Raw genomic sequence first — 16,700 nt, 5'->3', positions numbered from 1 at the left:
TGCTGGCGGAGCTCTTCCCCTGTTCGATGTGACCACATGGCCGGTAGGTTGGCAAGTCCGGCATTGAATCACAGTTCAGTTCATTATCTCGGCTAGCAAGCCATGCACCAGCAAGCCTCATGCCATTGTCAGGCCTGATAGGTTACCTTTCCGCCGCAGATCGTCGTCACCGGTCGCACCTTGTCCAGATCGGCCGGAGCCGTCTTCTCGATATCCGCCGACAAAACCACCAAATCGGCCATGTAACCGGGTTTCAGCGTGCCTTTGCGGTGCTCGGCGAATTCGGCATAGGCGCCCTCGACCGTATAGCCGGCAACCGCTTCACGCAGCGAGAAACTCTGGTCCGGCAGGCCTTCTGCCCAAGGTTTGCGCATCACCGCCGCTTGTATGCCCAGGATCGGATCGATCGGCGACACCGGCCAGTCGGAAGCGAACACAACGCGAGCGCCAGCATCCTTGAGCGTGCGCCAGGCATAGCTCAGCGGCCACCTCTCGCGGCCGATGCGCGAGAGTGTCGGTTCCAGCGGGAAGTTCAGCGCGCCGGGCGGATGTGGCGGCTGCATGGATGCAATGACGCCCAATTCGGCGAAGCGCGGCACGTCGGCTTCGGTAATGACCTCAATGTGCTCGACCCGATGCCGGCTGTCGCGCTTGCCATTGGCCTTTTGCGCCGCCTCATAGCCGTCGAGAACCGCGCGTACCGCGCCGTCACCGATGGAATGCACCGCGATCTGCAGTCCGCGCCGATCGGCCTCCACCGCGACTTGCGCGAAATGTTCTGGCGTAAACAGCGGCTCGCCGACCCAGTCCGGACGATCCGCATATGGCTCGACCATCACCGCCGTCCATGAATCGAGCACACCGTCGTAAAAAACCTTGACCATGCCCGACGACAGCCATTCCGACTTGTAGGTCGAGGCCATCGTCGATGCCTTTTCAAGCATGTCTAGGTCCATGAAGTTCTTGAAGTGGAAAGGAATTTTCGTGCGGCATAGCAATCGCCCTTCCTTTTCCAAGCCGGCAAGCAGCTCAAGCTGGTAGAGGTTGCCGTCCATGTTCTGGATCGACGTGATGCCGTGCCTGGCGCACCATTCGAGGCCGCGATGCATCAGATCGCGGTCGGCAGCCAGCTCCTCGGCTAAGGGGTAAGGCTCTGGCTCGCCGCCGGTCAGGCCAAGCCGCGTGCGGTTCTGGCCGAAGAATTCCAGGATCGGGCCGAATGCCTCGCCTTCGCGCAATTCGCCTGCGGCGAGCCCGTCGGCGCCCATGACGATTTCGTTACCCGGTCCCAATTGGCGGCCGTGCAGAAGCCCTGCCTGCTCCAGCGCCATGGTGTTCGCCCACATCGTATGGTGGTCGGAAGCCGACATGGCAAAGGGGCGGTCGGGGATGATGCGGTCGAGATGATGCCGCGTAACCGGCTCGGAAAGGATCGCATAGTCGACGCCGGCGCCGATCAGAAGCCTGGCGTTGGGCCGTGCCGCCGCAAAGGTCTGGATCGCATCACGCAAGGCGTCGAAGCCGTGCACGCCAGCCAGATGCAGATTATCGAGTTCGGCAGCGCCGCCGAACAGATGCATATGGGCCTCGATGAAACCCGGCAAGACTGAGCCGCCCTTGGCGTCGATGACTTTGGTGGCCGGTCCCTTGAGCTGTTCGATGGAGGCGCGGCTGCCGATGGCGACGATGGCGCCGTCCTTGACGGCAACTGCCTCGGCGGCGGGATTGTCATCGTCCATGGTCAGCACGCGACCGTTGATGACGATCAGATCCGCGTTTCGACCCGCACCCGTGACTGACATCGCGACTCCGCGTTTTTGACGACCGACTGAGACCGACAGCCCCGGTGTCCACAACCTGCCACTCCACTGGAGCGGCGCTATCGGACAGAAGTGATGTCAACTCGCCGTCTTCGAAATTTCCCTTGTTATGCCAAGAGACAGCGTGGATAAAGAATGCGACTGATCATTCGCGTTTGTCAACATGCGGAATATCGAATGTATTGTGGACAGCACGCTCCGCCTGTGTTGAGACCAGGCGGGGAACGAGGACAGCAGGCCATGAAGCGCAGTCTCGACCGCAAAACCAGGATAGCGCTCGAGCCGCGCAAGCAGCCGCGGCAACAACGGTCGAGCAAGGTGGTCGACAGGATCCTCGACGCGGCGCTGGTCTTGACGCGGGAGCAAGGAACCAGGACGCCGACGACGCTCGCCATTGCGCAGCGCGCGGGCCTGTCGGTCGGTTCGGTCTACCAGTACTTTCCCAACAAGGAAGCCATTCTTCTGGATCTCGCCCGGCGCTGGCTGTCATCCTTTCCCGAGGTGATCGCGAGGCGCATCAAGGTCGCCCCGCCCACCAACCGCGAAGAGTTCCGGCGTGAAGTGCGCAAGCTCTTCAAAGACACGTCCAGGCTCTATCTCGATAATGCCACCTTGATGCCGGTGATCGAGGCTATTTCAGGCAATGCCGATCTCCGGCCGATCCAAAACGAATATGACGAGCAGATCATCGCGCTCTATGCCGCATGGCTGCAGCATGTGAATCCGGCTCTTGAAAACAAGGTCGCCAGCCGGCTTGGCGTGCTGATGATGGAGGTCGGCCATGCCTGCCGGCTTGTAGGGCTGAAAAAGGACCGCAGGACATACGACCTCATCGAGGACGATGTTGAAACCATGTGGCTCGCTCTGGTGACCCCCTATCTCAACCTTGAATGATTTCGCATTTCGAGAGGAATTTGATGAAGACTGTCTATTCGCCGCTACACGCTGGCCATGCCGGCCAGATGGAACTGGTTACGAGTGCGATCGTGCCGGGTTTCGAGAAGCCCTCGCGGGCCGAATTCATCAAGGCGCGGGTCGAAAGCGTGAGACTGGGACCGATCGTCCTGCCGCTCGAGCATGATCTTGCCGCCGCCAAGCGCATCCACAAATCAGACTATGTCGACTTCCTGCCGACGGTTTGGCCGCAATGGGTGGAAGCCGGTCTGAAGGGCACGGCGATGCCCTTCACCTGGCCGACGCGCGGCTTGCGCGGCGACGTGCCGCCGAAGCGCATCGACGCCCTGCTTGGCTACTATTCCTTCGATGGCGGCGCCACCTTCGTCGAAGGCACATGGGCCGCGATCAAGTCGTCCTATGACGTGGCGCTGACCGCTGCCGGCCTGGTCAAGGATGGCGACGCTTCCGCCTTCGCGCTCTGCCGTCCGCCCGGCCATCATGCCGGTGCCGGATTCATGGGCGGCTATTGCTACATCAACAACGCCGCTGTCGCCGCCCAATGGTTCCGCGACCAGGGCGCTGCCCGTGTCTCCATCCTCGACGTCGACTACCACCACGGCAACGGCACGCAGGAAATCTTCTACGACCGCGCCGACGTGCAGGTCCTCAACCTGCACGGCGATCCGATGGTCGAGTACCCGTTCTTCCTCGGCCATGCCGACGAAATTGGCGCCGGCGAAGGCGAAGGCTTCAACGTCAATTACCCGATGCCCTTCGGCACCGACTGGGACGCCTGGAACGCCTCGCTCGAGCACGCCTGCGCCAAGCTTGCCGCTTACGCCCCGGATGTCGTCATCGTCTCGCTGGGTGTCGACACGTTCGAGAAGGACCCGATCAGCCAGTTCAGGCTGACGACGACAGACTATCCCAAGATCGGCCGCCGCGTCGCCAGGCTCGGCCTGCCGACGCTTTTCGTCATGGAAGGCGGCTATGCCGTCGAAGAGATCGGTATCAACGCCGTCGGCGTGCTGACCGGCTTCGAGGATCGGTAATGCCTGTCGCCCAAAAGTGTGTAGCGGTTCTGGGACAACGACAGGCATAGGTAGAAGACCGCCAGGACCGGGCGGCGATGCCGCCCGGATTTCGCTCAGGTCGCGGCGCCGATGCTAGGCGCCACAACTGGCTCGGCCGGTTTGCGCGAGCGCCCGAGGTAGTAGACCCCCGCCGCCGCGATGACGCCGGCCACCAGGATACCCGCCGCCAGGACCGGCCGATACCAGAACCAGGCAATAGCAATTGTCGTCGTGCCGACCAGGATCGCCAGGAAGAAGGCGATGATGCCTGTTCCCATCCGCGCTATGCTGCCGAGGAACGGGATGACGTCGAGGATCACGCCGATCGGGCTGAGGAACAGGGCAAAGCCGATGGTCAGCAGCAAAAGGCCGGCGGCGCGCAGCAGCCAGGTGATGAGGGTGTTTGCACTGACCGCCTCGGCGAACATCTTGTCGGCGGGGACAGTGCCGGTATCGACCATCAGCAACGCATCGCCCGCCTCGGTCTGGTAGGGCTCGAACCGGCTGCCGGCCTGCCGTGCGACGATGCTGACCACGCCGAGCGGCGCCAGGTCGTAGCTGATGCGGTAGTCACCCAGCGCCGGCGTAGTCGTGTCTGCGCCGAGATAGATCTCGCCGTCGACCATGCTGAGCGGCCGGCTGCCGGTATACGCGGCTTTGATCGCGGCAGACTGGTCGGACGACAGCGAATAGTCCTTGTCGCCCTCGATGTGATCGAGCACCGGCGTGTCGAGATCGAAGGCGACGAGCTTGCCTTGTGGAATTTGGAAGGTGCGGCTGTGGATCGCCATCGGGGGGTTCTGGTGGCCGTCCGGTTTCTTGAAATCCGACGAGTCGATCTGGCTGTCGTCCCACCCCTTCGAATAGCTGTAGGTGGTCACCGTCTCTTCGCCACCACCCAGCTTCTTGGTCGTCTCGGATTTGGATTCTTCCTTCCACTGGTACATCTCGACTCTGCGCGACAGCCGCAGCCCTTGCGGCGCAATGCCGAAATCCGGATCGGCGAGACCACTGTCCGTCGTCACCGGCCCGCTGACATGCACCAGCTTTCCGTCATTGGCCGCATCGACGCTGTCGGCGCTAGCCGAAATCACGGCACCCGCCCCTTCGGCCAGCGAGCGCGCCGTCTGTACCGCGCGGCCCTCGTTCCAGAACAGCCCGATCACCATCAACACGACCAGAAGCAGGCCGAAGATGACCCCACCGACCGCGCGCTTGATCCGCCCGAACCACGAGACCGACGTAATTTCCTGAAATGAATCGCTCATTATTTCCCCCGAAACCATTGATGCCAGAATTTGAACTCGGCCGTTGGCCGCGCATTGAACCGATCAGTTGGCGTAAATCTATGCTCTGCCCCAATGCCTATGGCCGAGAAGCGCCAGTCATCTCGCCCAGTCCGATCCAAAGGACGCCCATCCCTGCCGATCACCGAGAACCTATCGGAATCGATCGGTCTTCGATACGGCAGCTTTGCAACACGGTTCGGTCTTTTCGTGTCGACTTTTCAGGTGCGTAAGGGCAGCGAAAGGGGTGGGACTCCGCCTCCGAGTCGCACGCAAGTCCACCGGATTCGATTTTGTCAAATCGCGTTTGATGTCGGATTCAACTGCGGGTAGATTAGACCCGAATCAGCCGGTCCTCGGGGGGCGCGGCGACCACCCAAAGTCTCTTGTTCCGGAGCTTTTCCGGCACCAGACGCGGACGGCTTCGCGTTCCCTGAATGGATTCGAAACTGGTTGGCGCAGCCCTGCGCCACGCGTGTGTCTTCGTCAAAGTGATGCGTATTCGGGTTCGGCGGCTGGCTTCCAGCAACCGGGCGGCAGAAACGATTCCGGCCAAAAGCAACAGAATGAGCAGTCCCGCAGCGCCACTTCAATCCGACACATTGGGCTCGCGCCTGACGTCGCGCGGCGATCTCACCAGCTTTTTCATGCAACTGACCGCCGAGATCGGTGCCGACAGCTATATGCTGGTCGCCATCGTCCACGACCAGGACCGCAACGACGCGCGCATTGTCTCGTCCAACTGGATTTTCGACGCCATCGAACTGACCGGCAAGCGGCTGATCGCCGGGCTTGCGCAAGGAGCGCTCACGGTGGGGCCGGGTATCCGCCCGATCGCTCTGGTGGCATCCCAGGCGCCCGAGGCTGACGGGTTGATCACCGGTGAGGAAGCGCGCCTTCTCGACGTGCTTGGCCATGCCGAGATCTATTCGCTGCGCCTCAACGTCGGCCGCCAGCGTCTGTTCGCCCTGTTCTCCGCGGCGACTGCCGGCAACATCGACCAGCCAGCGCTGATGCGGGCGCAGCTGAAATGCTGCTATGCGCTGTCGCACATCCCGCAGCTGATTGCCGCCGCCGCGATGCAGGATCCGCTGTCGGATCGCGAGCGCGAATGCCTGTTCTGGGTCTCCGAAGGCAAGACCACCGACGAGGTCGCCGTTATCCTTGGCGTCTCCTCCAACACCGTCAACAGCTACATCACCCACGCCATCCAGAAATTCGCGGCCAGCAACCGTGCGATGGCCATCGCCACGGCGATCAGGAGCGGCATCATTTGAAACACGCCGATATCAAAGAAGCTGCCGAAGCCCTTTTCAACGAACAGCGCAATCCGTTCGGCGCCTTTTCTCTCGGCTCCGAGACTCATCACGCCGTCACCATTCCCGATGCCGTGCGGCGCTGCCGCTGGATATCAGTCGACATCAACGCCTCCGCCTTCGGCCTGTTCTTTGTCAGCCCCTCGCCCGAACGCGCACGGCTCGTCCCTTGCCTTGATTCCGACTATCCCGGCATTTCGGTGGCGACGAAATTCATTTCAGGCGCCAATGGCGAGGAGATCGTGCGCCACACCCGCATCTCGACGGAACCGCGCTGGTGGACGGATGACGGCGCGGCCGCCATGGCGGCGATGTTCGGCAACCTCGCTTGGACCGAGCAGATGGCCCCGCTGGCGCCCGGCACCAGTGGCATCGCCTTTCCCGTCCACGCCGATCGTGGGCAGTGCGGACTCGTCGTTTTCATGGGCTCTGAGATAGCCTTGCCGCAGGACGCGCTCTACGAGATCCACGCCCGCTGCTTCTCGTTGTTCGCCGCCGTGGCGCGCATCCGTCCCGGCGATGCGGGCCGCATGCGCTCTATCTCCAAGCGCGAACTCGAATGCCTGAAGCTGACCGCCAATGGCAACACCAGCGAGGAGATCGCGCGGCTGCTGAAACTGTCGGTGCACACAGCCAACCAGTATCTGACCCAGTCGACCCAGAAACTCAACGCCGTCAACCGCAACCAGGCCGTTGCCAAGGCGCTGCGGCTTGGCCTGATCGAATAAGGCAACTATAGGATTGGCCCGCTTCTGTCGGAAGCGGTCGATGTTCCGCGAAAGGCCCGCGGCTCGACCTTGCGGATACGCGCCTGTTCGATGACCGCCTCGAGCAAGGCCGTGTTGTGCTCCGGGTCTTCGCCCGGCTTCTCGAACGAAACGTAGTTGACCACCACCGACGCGCCGTTCTCGCTCAGCGTCAGCTGGAAATAGACGGTGACCCCAGGCGGCCTCAACTCCAGATCAAGCACGATGCGCGGGCTGCCGGTCCAGTCGACATGCGCCTCGCCGCCATGGCCGAGCCGCAGTGTGCCAGGCATGAAGAACAGCTCCACCGCTGAATCGACGAGATCCGACAGGCATGCGAAATGTTCCAGCCGGATGAACGCTATATAGTCGGCGACATCGATCAGCCTCAGTTCCCCCACCACCTGCTCGATGGCACTGGCGACGATGATCTCGCGGGATTTTGCATGCGGTTGACGGTTCATGAAATCTGTCTGCGCTCAGCCTTTTTCGAGTAGACGATCCGCACCAGTTCGGCGACGGCCTGGTAGAATTGCGATGGGATAACACTATCGACCGAAACTTGCTTGTACATGGAGCGGGCGAGCGCCACGTCCTCGAAGATCGGGATGTTGTTTTCGCGTGCGATCTCGCGGATTTTCAGCGCCACCAGATCCTGCCCCTTGGCCAACACCATTGGTGCCGAGTCCTCGTCGCGCACGTATTTTAACGCGATCGAGAAGTGCGTCGGGTTGGCGATGATCAGCGTCGCGCGCGGCACCGCCGTCATCATCCGTTTGCGCGCCCGGTCGCGCGCCAGCGAGCGCAGCCGCGACTTGACGATCGGGTCGCCCTCGGACTGCTTGAACTCGTCCTTGACCTCCTGCTTGCTCATGCGCAGATCCTGCTTCCAGTGAAAGCGCGACCAGACGATGTCGACTGCCGCGATCAACCCCATGACGAAGACGATCGCCACCAGGATGTCGACGGCAATGCCTCGGATGACGAGTCCGAAAGCGACCGGATTGGTGATCATGCCGGCGAGCAGCTTGCGGTGGTCTTCCGACAGAGCGAAGCTCAGCACGACGATGGCAAAGCCGACCTTGCCGAGTGACTTCAGGAACTCGACCCAACCCTGAATGCCGAACAGCCTGTTCCACCCCTTGGGGATCGAGATGCGCGAGAGTTGCGGCCGCACCCGCTCGCCGACGAACTGCGGCATGTTCTGGAACACCGAGGCGCCGACACCGGCGACAGTCAGCAGCACGAACAGGCTGATGACGGCCCGGCCCACCTCGAAAATGACAGTCTTGTAGAGCGCGATGACGTCCGTCTCGGTGTCCATCGGCCAGGCTTCCGGCTTCTCCAGGAACATCGACAGGAACATGCCGAGATCGATGACCGCGTCCTTGGCGTAGAAGACGGTGAACACCAGTATGGCAACGAAGGATGCAAGGAGCGCCGTTTCCCGCGAATGGGGCAGTTTGCCCTGTTCGACAGTGTCGCGGATCTTCTTTTCCGTCGCCTCTTCGGTTTTCGAATCCTTGTCGACCGCGTCAGCCATGGCGCGGTCTTAGGCGGCGTCTTGGGTCGACGGAAGTTCGAAGGCGCCTTCGCGCGACAGCCGGATCGTCGTCGTCACGATCGTCTTGCGTGCTGTTGTGATATCGGCGAGGGGAACCCCTTCCGAACCTTGTCCGAGTTCGGCTTCGATCATGCGCCGCGACCGCGCGCCGATCGCCGACAGCACGGATTCGGCAAGTCCCGCCTGCGCGCCGCGCAAGGCCAGCGTGACCAGTTCGGTCGAAAGCCCGTCGAACAGCAGCACCCGCGCCTTCTGGGTGAGCAACGGCAGGTCGTCGAAGGCGAACAGGCGCGCCCGGACACCATCAAGGTCGGGCGTGCCGGCGGCCTCCAGATCCTGCATGACCTCCTCGAGCAGCGGCTTGTCCAGTTCGTTGAGAACGCTGGCGACACGCGCCTGACCGGCAGAAGTGTCTTTGGTCGAGGTTTCCGCCAGCACGCTGGTGCGCAGCCGGTTCTCGACGATCTTGCTGGCGGCGTCAGGAACATTGGCCATCGTCACCATGCGCTTGATGATTTCGCCACGCATCGGCTTGGTCAACGTCAGCAGCACGCTCGCCGCCACCTGCGGCGCCAGCTTCGACAGCACCATGGCCGCAGTCTGCGGATGCTCACCGGCCAGGAACGCGCCAAGCCTCGCCGGTTCGAGCTTTTCCAGCTCGGGCCAGATGGGCGGGGGGCCTTCCGGGACGACCTCGAATCTCTTGTCGCCCATGATCGCGCTCATTTCTTCGGGCGACAGCGACTCATTGAGGATGGTGTCCATCCTGTCGGCGGAATCGAGCAATCCCGCCCCTTCGGTGAACTCGGCCTCGAACTCGGCGACGATGCGCTCGAGATCGCTTTGCGGAATCGTCCGCAGCAGTCGGGCGCCCTCGATCAGCGCCTTCAGTTCTTCCTGCTTGAAGAATTTCAACAGGCGGCTGGCCGACGGCTTGCCCATCGCCACCAGTATGGCGGCTGCCTTCTGCGCGCGGGTCAAGGTAGCCGGCGTCGTCATGCCACTCGCCTTCGTTGCCACCGGCAAGCTCCGCGACCCATGTCTAGGCGCCCTTCGTGCCAGCGATGATTTCGGTCAGCCTGATGCCGAAGCGCGACGGATCGCTTTCCAGCACGGTGATCTCGCCGCGCGCGATCTTGCGGCCGTTGACCACAACGTCGACGGGTTCGCCGATACGACGATTAAGCGCCACCGTCGAGCCCTTCTGGAGCGCCATCAGGTCGGAGACCGGCATCTCGGTGCTGCCGAGGATGATCTGAACATCGACGGGGATGTTCATGATGACGCTTGAATTGGCGCCGGAGGCCGCCCTGAACGCCGCATCCGGGCGTTGTTCCTCTTCGTGCAGGACCCCGCGCAATTCTTCGATGGCACGGTCGAGTTGTTCGTCCGGCTGGTCGAGGTCGGCTTCCACCTTGGTCTTGGCCATGAATGTCTCCAGTGCTCAGGCGCGTCCGGCGGCAGCCGGCATCAGCCCGTCGATAAAATCCTGCCCGGCATCGTAGGGATGCTTGATTCGGACGGTATAATTCTGTCCCAGTTTGCCGAATTCGCAGACGAACAGCGTCTGGCCGCGGGCACTGAGACGCGCCTGGGATTGCGCCGTCTCCTCGAATTCGATGATCTGGCCGATGTCGAAGTTGGCGAGGTCGCCGAGCGTTAGCCGGGCCAGCGGCATGGTGGCTTCGAGCGCTACCGCTGAACGCATCACCTCTTCCGAAAAGCGCGCGCGCCAGTTGGCGTTTTGATCCTTCTCGCTGACCGCGGCAACGCCGTCCCGACCGGCCAGCACGATACGCTGCGGCATCGTCACGGTGATGCTGCCGCTGTCGGCCGGCGTCGAGACGCCGAGGACGATGCGCAGTGCGGCGCCGTCGCGCAGCACGTGTCGCTTGGCTTCCATGCCAGACATCGCCCGCGGCGCCGGAAGCCGTAGCTCAAGCGAGCGCCGACCGGATCCGTTCAGCGCCTGCGCGACCTGTTGAAACACCATCGTCGAAACGTCGGTCTCGATCGGCGACAGGTCACGCTCGATCGGCGACACCGGCATGTCCGGGTCACCGCCAAACAGCGTCGAGACCATGATGGCGATCGCGGCGCCATCGATGACGAGGGTCACGGCATCGGAAGACGCCGGCGAGGCAACGACGGTCATCGCGAAATTCTCACCGGCGCGGGAACGCGCCTCGGGAACACGACTGATCTCGATCGCTTTGAGATCGACAATGACCGGAACGCCAAGCTCGCCGGTCAGGCTTTTCTGCAGCAGCGGCACAGCGCGCTCGGCCATGGCGCGACCCGCATCGATGACCTGCGCGGCCTCGCCGCTGTCACCGACGAGGCGCTCGATGATCAGCGAGCGCGCTTCCGATGGGCTGCCTGGACTGGTCATGACGGTGCTGGGACCGATCTGTCGCGCATCGTTCAGGCGGCCTTCTTTTCGACGGCGCCGGTGTTCATCGTGCTCTGCTCGACGGCGTCGATCGTCGGTCGTTCGTAGGACGAAATGGTCTTGCGGCCGAACTCGATTGCCACCTGCGGCAGCGCGCCGTTCATGTAGGCCAGCAGCGTCTGCTTGACGATGATATAGAGGCGATTCTTCTTCTCGCGCACAGTCTTGATCTTGGTGGCGACAGGCCCGACCACCGCGTAGGACAGGAAGATGCCGAGGAAGGTGCCGACCAGGGCCGCGCCGATCAGGCCGCCTAGGATTTCCGGCGACTGGTCGAGCGCGCCCATCGCCTTGACCACGCCAAGGACGGCAGCGACGATGCCGAGCGCCGGCAAGCCATCGCCAACCGCGATCAGCGCGTGATAGGCCTTCATCTTGTCGGATTTGATGGTCTGGATTTCCTCGTCCATCAGCGCCTCGATCTCATGCGAGCGAGCATTGCCGATTATGATGATGCGACAGTAGTCGCAGATGAAATGCGTCAGATCATGGTTCTTGAGCACGGTCGGGAATGCCTGGAAGATCGCCGACTCCTCGGCATTGTCGATATGGGCTTCGACCTCACTGCGCGACTTCGAGCGCAACTCGCGCATCAGTGAGTGCAGCACGCCCAGCGTTTCGAGATAGTCCCGCTCCTTCGGCACAGCCTGCTTGAACGCTTCGAGGATGGCCTTGCCGGTGTCCTTGACCGTCTTCATCGGGTTGGCAACGAGGAAGGTGCCGAGCGCCGCTCCGCAGATGACCACGGCTTCCCACGGCTGTACCAGCACATGAAGATGGCCGCCCATGGCCATGAAGCCGCCAAGGACGCAGCCGAGCGTCACCACAAGTCCAATCAGAATGCCCACGAAAGGTCCTTCCGCATTTCACATCAGGAGCAAGGAATAGCCCTCGTGCCTTGTGTGAGGCTTGAATCGAAGCCGCCGGATCCGATTCAGTTTCGCGCAAGGAAGTAGGGATATTGTCCTGACATAGCTTCGGCCGGAGGCACGTTTTTGCTGAATACCTTTACCAGCTACCAGCTCATCACCAAGGACATCTCGAAGTCGATCGACAGGATCGAGCAGCAGCCGGTGGTTGATCGCGACACAAAATATTATCTCGCCAACATCACCAAGGTGAAATCGATCGACGATTTCGTCAAGAATGACCGTTTGTTCAAATATGCCATGAAGGCCTACGGGCTCGAGGACATGGACTACGCCAAGGCCTTCATGGTCAAGGCCCTGAAGGAAGGTGTCTCCAATCCCGACAGTTTCGCCAACAAGCTGACCGATAAGCGCTATGCCGAATTCGTCAGCGCCTTCAATTTCGCCGCCAACGGCACCAATGCGACCATCTACAACAAGACGCAGCAGATGGTGACCAAGAACTACGCCACGCAGGCGGAAATCGCCGGCCTCGATCCGGCTTCGGCCTATGTGAAGAGCGAGACCACATACTATCTCGCCAACATCACCAAGGTGAAGTCGATCGACGATCTGATGTCGAACGACCGGCTCTACACATATGCCCTGGCTTCTTTCGGTCTCGATTCGGCGACGGAGGACAAGGACCTCATCAAGCGGGTCCTGCAAGGTGGCGTCCGCGATCCGGACAGCGTCGCCAACAAGATGACGGACAAGACCTACGCCGCACTTGCCTCCGCCTTCAACTTCGAAGCCTATGGTGCGAACACCACCACAATCAATCCGGCACAGCAGCCGACCGTCGACAAATACATGCGCCAGACCCTCGAAGAGGATGCCGGCAACACCAACCAGGGCGTGCGGCTGGCGCTTTATTTCGACCGCAAGGCGCCTGATATCACCAGCTGGTTCGACGTGCTGGCCGACACCGCGCTTGCCAGCGTCGTGCGCACCGTGCTCGGGCTGCCCGATTCCTTCGCCACCGCCGATGTCGACAAGCAGGCGCAGCTGTTCGAGCAGAAACTCGACATCTCGGATTTCTCCGACCCCGAGAAGCTCGGTAAGTTTCTGACACGCTTCACCAGCATGTACGAGATCAACAACCCGACGTCATCGGCCGTCACCTCGGTCGGCGTGCTTTTTGCGCAGCCGATCACGGTCGGCATCTCAACCGACCTGATGATGGCCATGCAGAAGCTGAGGTTCTGAGAGCATCATGCGGGACAGTCTATACGTCGCCCTTTCCTCGCAGATCGCGCTCGAGCGCCGCCTCGATACGATCGCCGACAATGTCGCCAACGCCTCGACGATCGGTTTTCGCGCCACCGGCGTGAAGTTCGAGGACGTCGTCTCCGGCACCGGGTCGAAATCGGTGTCCTTCGCATCCTCCGGCAAGACGTACCTTTCCGGCGCCCACGGAGCCTTGAGCGAGACCGGGAATCCCTTCGATTTCGCCGTCCAGGGCGACGCCTGGTTCGCCATCGATACACCTGTCGGCACCGTCATGACCCGCGACGGGCGCTTTTCGATGAACGAGAACGGTGAACTCATGTCGATGGAAGGCCACGCCGTGCTCGATGCCGGCGGCTCGCCGATCCAGCTCGATCCGCGCAACGGTCCGCCCAAGGCCGGGGCCGACGGTTCGCTGCGCCAGAACGGTCAGCTTGTCGGCTCGATCGGTCTCTACAATTTCGATCCGGGCGAGAATTTTGTCCGCTACGGCAATTCCGGCATCGTTCCTGCGCGCACGCCGGAGCCTGTTACCGATCGCTCCGATATAGGCATCGCCCAGGGGTTTCTCGAAGAATCCAACGTCAATCCGGTGCTGGAGATCACCCGGCTGATCATGGTCCAACGTGCCTTCGAGAACACCGCTGCCCTTATGCGGCAGACCGACTCCTCCACTGACGAGGCGATCAAGACGCTCGGCTCGAAATAGCCCATGTCACTTGACCAGCTATCCCTACGCGCATCCGAAAGACAGCTCCATCCAGCCCCGAAAGACAGGCTTGCCGCGCTGGAACGGGTATGGCAGCGTTTCGCCGACGCCGAGACGCTACTCAAGCGCGGAGGCCGCGTCACCGAAGTCACGCCCACGCACTACAAGGTGCACGGCCTATCCGATTTCGCCAGGCTCGGCGACATCGTCGAGCAGCGCGGCCATGGCGGCACGCGCCATGGCGAAATCGTCAAGATCAGCCGCGACGAAGTCGTCGTGGCGCCCTTCGAACGCAGTGCAGATGCCGGCATCGGCGATGCCGTGTTCCGCCGCGGTCCGCTCGCGGTGGCGCCGCATGCCTCGTGGCGCGGCCGCACCATCGACGCGCTCACCAGGGCAATCGATGGCGGCGCGCCGCTCGTCAGGGGTGACGACGCGTCGAGCGGCGCCCAGAGGACGCCCGGCGCAATGGCGCGGCAGCGTGTCGGCACCGCCTTCATGACCGGGGTCAAGGTCATCGACATCTTCACGCCGCTCTGCTTCGGCCAGCGCCTCGGCATCTTCGCCGGCTCCGGCGTCGGCAAGTCGACGCTGCTCGCCATGCTTGCCGGCGCCAACGCGTTCGACACCGTCGTCGTGGCGCTCATCGGCGAACGCGGCCGCGAAGTCCGCGAATTCCTCGAGGACACGATCGGCGACAGCATGGCCAAGACCGTCGCCGTCGTCGCCACCAGCGATGAGAGCGCCATGATGCGCCGTCGCGCGCCGGACACTGCCATGCGCATTGCCGAACATTTTCGCGATCAGGGCCACCGCGTGCTCCTGGTGCTGGACTCGATCACCCGCTTCGCCCACGCGCTGCGCGAGGTGGCGACGGGAACCGGCGAGCCACCGGTCGCGCGCGGCTACCCGGCTTCGGTGTTCACCGAACTGCCCAAGCTGCTCGAACGTGCCGGGCCAGGCACGGAAGGCAAAGGATCGATCACCGCCATCATCTCCGTGCTGGTCGACGGCGACGACCACAACGATCCGGTCGCTGATTCAGTGCGCGGCATCCTCGACGGTCACGTCGTGCTCGACCGCACGATCGCCGAACAGGGCCGCTACCCGCCGGTCAATCCGCTGTCGTCCATATCGCGGCTGGCCGACAAGGCCTGGAGCACCGAACAGCGCGCGCTGGTGACACGACTGAAGTCGATGATCTCGCGGTTCGAGGATACGCGCGACATCCGCCTGCTGGGTGCTTACCAGGGCGGCGTCGATGCCGAACTCGATATTGCCGTGCGCCAGGTGCCGCTGATCTACGAAGCGCTGACGCAAGCGCCGAAGGACCGCCCGTCAACCGATCCGTTCTCCGATCTCGCCCGCCACCTCAAGAGCAAGCTGAATGCCGATGCCGGAGACTGAACGCGAATATACCGAGCGCATCCTACGCGACATGATCGCCGAGGCCAACGCGGCGGAGAAAGCCCGAGCTGACGAAGCCAGAACCGCCAAGGCAAAGGTTGCCCGTGCGATCGCTGCCAAAGCCGAGGCCGTTCTGGCCAGAGCCGTAAAGCCGGCCCTGCCACGGGTTGCCAAAGCCGATTCCGTTCTGGCCAGGGTCGCCGAGCCCGCCCTGCCCAGGGTTCCCCAGGCCGCGGCCGCCGAGATGACTCAAGCCAGCCGCGAATCGCTGATCGATGGGCTGTTCCCGCGCACCGAATGGCCGCAGCCGCCAAAGGCGCAGTTTCCCAGGCTGAAAAAGAAATCCGACCGGCGCAGCGACTTCGTCATTGCCGCGCTCGGCATCACGCTCGGGCTGATTTGCGCCCTGTTTCCGTGGTATATATTCTTCAATCAGGACCAATTCGGCGTACAGGCGATCAAGTTCGGCGGCACCGGCACCAATTCGGGACGGGCGGGCGGCGGCGTGGTCGCCCAACGCAGCGCGCCGCTGACGGCCAAAGACGTTCCGGCCGCCAACCTCGATCTGCTCGCCACGGGAACCGTGCAGGATGACGCCAATCCCTCGCCGGCACCCGACGATCAACCCTTTCCGGCCGACGCGGCGAAATTCCGCATGGTCCATGTCGCCAATGGCCGCGCCATGATCGAGGACGACGCCGGCCTCTGGATCGTCCAGCCTGGCTCGATACTGCCGGATACCAGCCAGGTGTCATCCATCGAGCAGCGCAACGGCAAATGGGTGATGGTCACCAGCACCAACCAGGTGATCCAACTCTCCAGATAGGCGCCCCGTCTGAAGCCTGCTGCTATCCGCAAGGTCCGCGCAAGACTGGCGGCCTAGTCTTCGGGAACCCGCCCGGAGATTCCCATGGAGCCCGTTTCCCTTTTCGACCTCGCCGCCAAGCAAGCCCAGTGGCTGGCCGTGCGCCAGTCGGCCGTCGCCGGAAACATCGCCAACGCCAACACGCCGGGTTACACGGCAAACGATGTCGAGCCGTTCGAAAAGGTGCTCGACCGCACAGCGGTGTCGCTTCAGGCCACGCAGGCCGGTCATCTCGGTAACGCAGCGACCAATGCCGGCTTCACCATCAAGCCGCAGGAAGATGACGGCGTCATCATGCCGTCCAAGAACTCGGTCGTGTTGGAAGACCAGTTGATGAAGGCCGGCGAGGTGCGCCGCTCCTTCGAGCTCAACACGGCGATCGTCAAGGCGTTCCATTCCATGATGATGATGGCGGTGAAGAGCTGAC

Annotated in this window: 17 protein-coding genes; 9 read left to right on the top strand and 8 right to left on the bottom strand. The window is 62.6% G+C overall.

What is annotated here, in order from left to right; genetic code table 11:
* Positions 1–128: 128 nt before the first annotated feature.
* The gene (locus NKJ01_RS01420; protein ID WP_352725405.1) at positions 129–1,802 is read right to left on the bottom strand and encodes an amidohydrolase; all 1,674 of its coding nucleotides are present in this window, start codon (positions 1,800–1,802) and stop codon (positions 129–131) included.
* A 258-nt stretch (positions 1,803–2,060) separates the two neighbouring features.
* Between NKJ01_RS01420 and NKJ01_RS01415 the strand changes: the two genes are divergently transcribed.
* Together NKJ01_RS01415 and NKJ01_RS01410 are read left to right on the top strand one after the other, a co-directional pair.
* On the top strand, positions 2,061–2,714 hold the full coding sequence (locus NKJ01_RS01415) for a TetR/AcrR family transcriptional regulator (protein ID WP_352725403.1): 654 nt from the start codon (positions 2,061–2,063) through the stop codon (positions 2,712–2,714).
* A 23-nt stretch (positions 2,715–2,737) separates the two neighbouring features.
* A complete protein-coding gene (locus tag NKJ01_RS01410; protein WP_352725401.1) occupies positions 2,738–3,769 on the top strand; it encodes a histone deacetylase family protein in 1,032 nt (343 codons plus the stop codon).
* A gap of 95 nt (positions 3,770–3,864) precedes the next feature.
* Here NKJ01_RS01410 and NKJ01_RS01405 read toward each other — a convergent pair whose 3' ends face one another.
* A complete protein-coding gene (locus NKJ01_RS01405) occupies positions 3,865–5,058 on the bottom strand; it encodes a TMEM43 family protein (RefSeq protein WP_352725399.1) in 1,194 nt (397 codons plus the stop codon).
* A 584-nt stretch (positions 5,059–5,642) separates the two neighbouring features.
* On the opposite strand from NKJ01_RS01405, the gene NKJ01_RS01400 reads away from it, so the two are divergent.
* Positions 5,643–6,353, top strand: coding sequence for a helix-turn-helix transcriptional regulator (locus NKJ01_RS01400; RefSeq protein ID WP_352599750.1), 711 nt, complete (start codon positions 5,643–5,645; stop codon positions 6,351–6,353).
* Positions 6,350–7,120, top strand: coding sequence for a helix-turn-helix transcriptional regulator (locus tag NKJ01_RS01395; protein ID WP_352599748.1), 771 nt, complete (start codon positions 6,350–6,352; stop codon positions 7,118–7,120). Before NKJ01_RS01400 ends, NKJ01_RS01395 begins: the two co-directional genes overlap by 4 nt.
* Before the next feature lie 5 nt (positions 7,121–7,125).
* Here NKJ01_RS01395 and NKJ01_RS01390 read toward each other — a convergent pair whose 3' ends face one another.
* From NKJ01_RS01390 to motA, 6 genes are read right to left on the bottom strand one after another with little or no spacing between them, the layout of a single operon-like run.
* Positions 7,126–7,602 (bottom strand): BspJ family T4SS effector nucleomodulin, encoded by a 477-nt coding sequence (locus NKJ01_RS01390; protein ID WP_352599746.1) that lies wholly within the window; start codon positions 7,600–7,602, stop codon positions 7,126–7,128.
* Positions 7,599–8,681, bottom strand: a complete 1,083-nt coding sequence (flhB, locus tag NKJ01_RS01385) for a flagellar biosynthesis protein FlhB (RefSeq protein WP_352725396.1) — start codon at positions 8,679–8,681, stop codon at positions 7,599–7,601. The genes NKJ01_RS01390 and flhB overlap by 4 nt, the downstream gene beginning before the upstream one ends.
* Positions 8,682–8,690: 9 nt before the next feature.
* Positions 8,691–9,701 carry a flagellar motor switch protein FliG gene (locus NKJ01_RS01380; protein ID WP_352725394.1) on the bottom strand — a complete coding sequence of 337 codons (1,011 nt, stop codon included), beginning with the start codon at positions 9,699–9,701 and terminating at the stop codon, positions 8,691–8,693.
* 43 nt (positions 9,702–9,744) lie between these two features.
* Positions 9,745–10,131, bottom strand: coding sequence for a flagellar motor switch protein FliN (gene fliN / locus NKJ01_RS01375; RefSeq protein WP_023761675.1), 387 nt, complete (start codon positions 10,129–10,131; stop codon positions 9,745–9,747).
* A gap of 15 nt (positions 10,132–10,146) precedes the next feature.
* The gene (locus tag NKJ01_RS01370; protein WP_352725392.1) at positions 10,147–11,094 is read right to left on the bottom strand and encodes a FliM/FliN family flagellar motor switch protein; all 948 of its coding nucleotides are present in this window, start codon (positions 11,092–11,094) and stop codon (positions 10,147–10,149) included.
* 32 nt (positions 11,095–11,126) lie between these two features.
* The gene (gene motA / locus NKJ01_RS01365) at positions 11,127–12,002 is read right to left on the bottom strand and encodes a flagellar motor stator protein MotA (RefSeq protein ID WP_023761677.1); all 876 of its coding nucleotides are present in this window, start codon (positions 12,000–12,002) and stop codon (positions 11,127–11,129) included.
* A 147-nt stretch (positions 12,003–12,149) separates the two neighbouring features.
* Here motA and NKJ01_RS01360 point away from each other — a divergent pair, with 147 nt between their 5' ends.
* The 5 genes from NKJ01_RS01360 to flgB all read left to right on the top strand — a co-directional run bounded on the left by NKJ01_RS01360 (position 12,150) and on the right by flgB (position 16,699).
* A complete protein-coding gene (locus NKJ01_RS01360) occupies positions 12,150–13,271 on the top strand; it encodes a DUF1217 domain-containing protein (protein WP_352725390.1) in 1,122 nt (373 codons plus the stop codon).
* A gap of 7 nt (positions 13,272–13,278) precedes the next feature.
* Positions 13,279–14,001, top strand: coding sequence for a flagellar basal-body rod protein FlgF (flgF, locus tag NKJ01_RS01355; protein WP_352599738.1), 723 nt, complete (start codon positions 13,279–13,281; stop codon positions 13,999–14,001).
* A 3-nt stretch (positions 14,002–14,004) separates the two neighbouring features.
* A complete protein-coding gene (fliI, locus tag NKJ01_RS01350; RefSeq protein ID WP_352725388.1) occupies positions 14,005–15,408 on the top strand; it encodes a flagellar protein export ATPase FliI in 1,404 nt (467 codons plus the stop codon).
* Positions 15,389–16,234, top strand: coding sequence for a hypothetical protein (locus NKJ01_RS01345; protein ID WP_352725386.1), 846 nt, complete (start codon positions 15,389–15,391; stop codon positions 16,232–16,234). Before fliI ends, NKJ01_RS01345 begins: the two co-directional genes overlap by 20 nt.
* Before the next feature lie 84 nt (positions 16,235–16,318).
* Positions 16,319–16,699, top strand: coding sequence for a flagellar basal body rod protein FlgB (gene flgB, locus NKJ01_RS01340; RefSeq protein ID WP_023761682.1), 381 nt, complete (start codon positions 16,319–16,321; stop codon positions 16,697–16,699).
* Position 16,700 lies beyond the last annotated feature (1 nt).

Source organism: Mesorhizobium sp. M0276, assembly GCF_040321755.1.
Taxonomy (GTDB): Bacteria; Pseudomonadota; Alphaproteobacteria; order Rhizobiales; family Rhizobiaceae; genus Mesorhizobium.
Note: the sequence above shows the minus strand (reverse complement) of the source record. Positions and strands in the feature narration are given on the sequence as shown.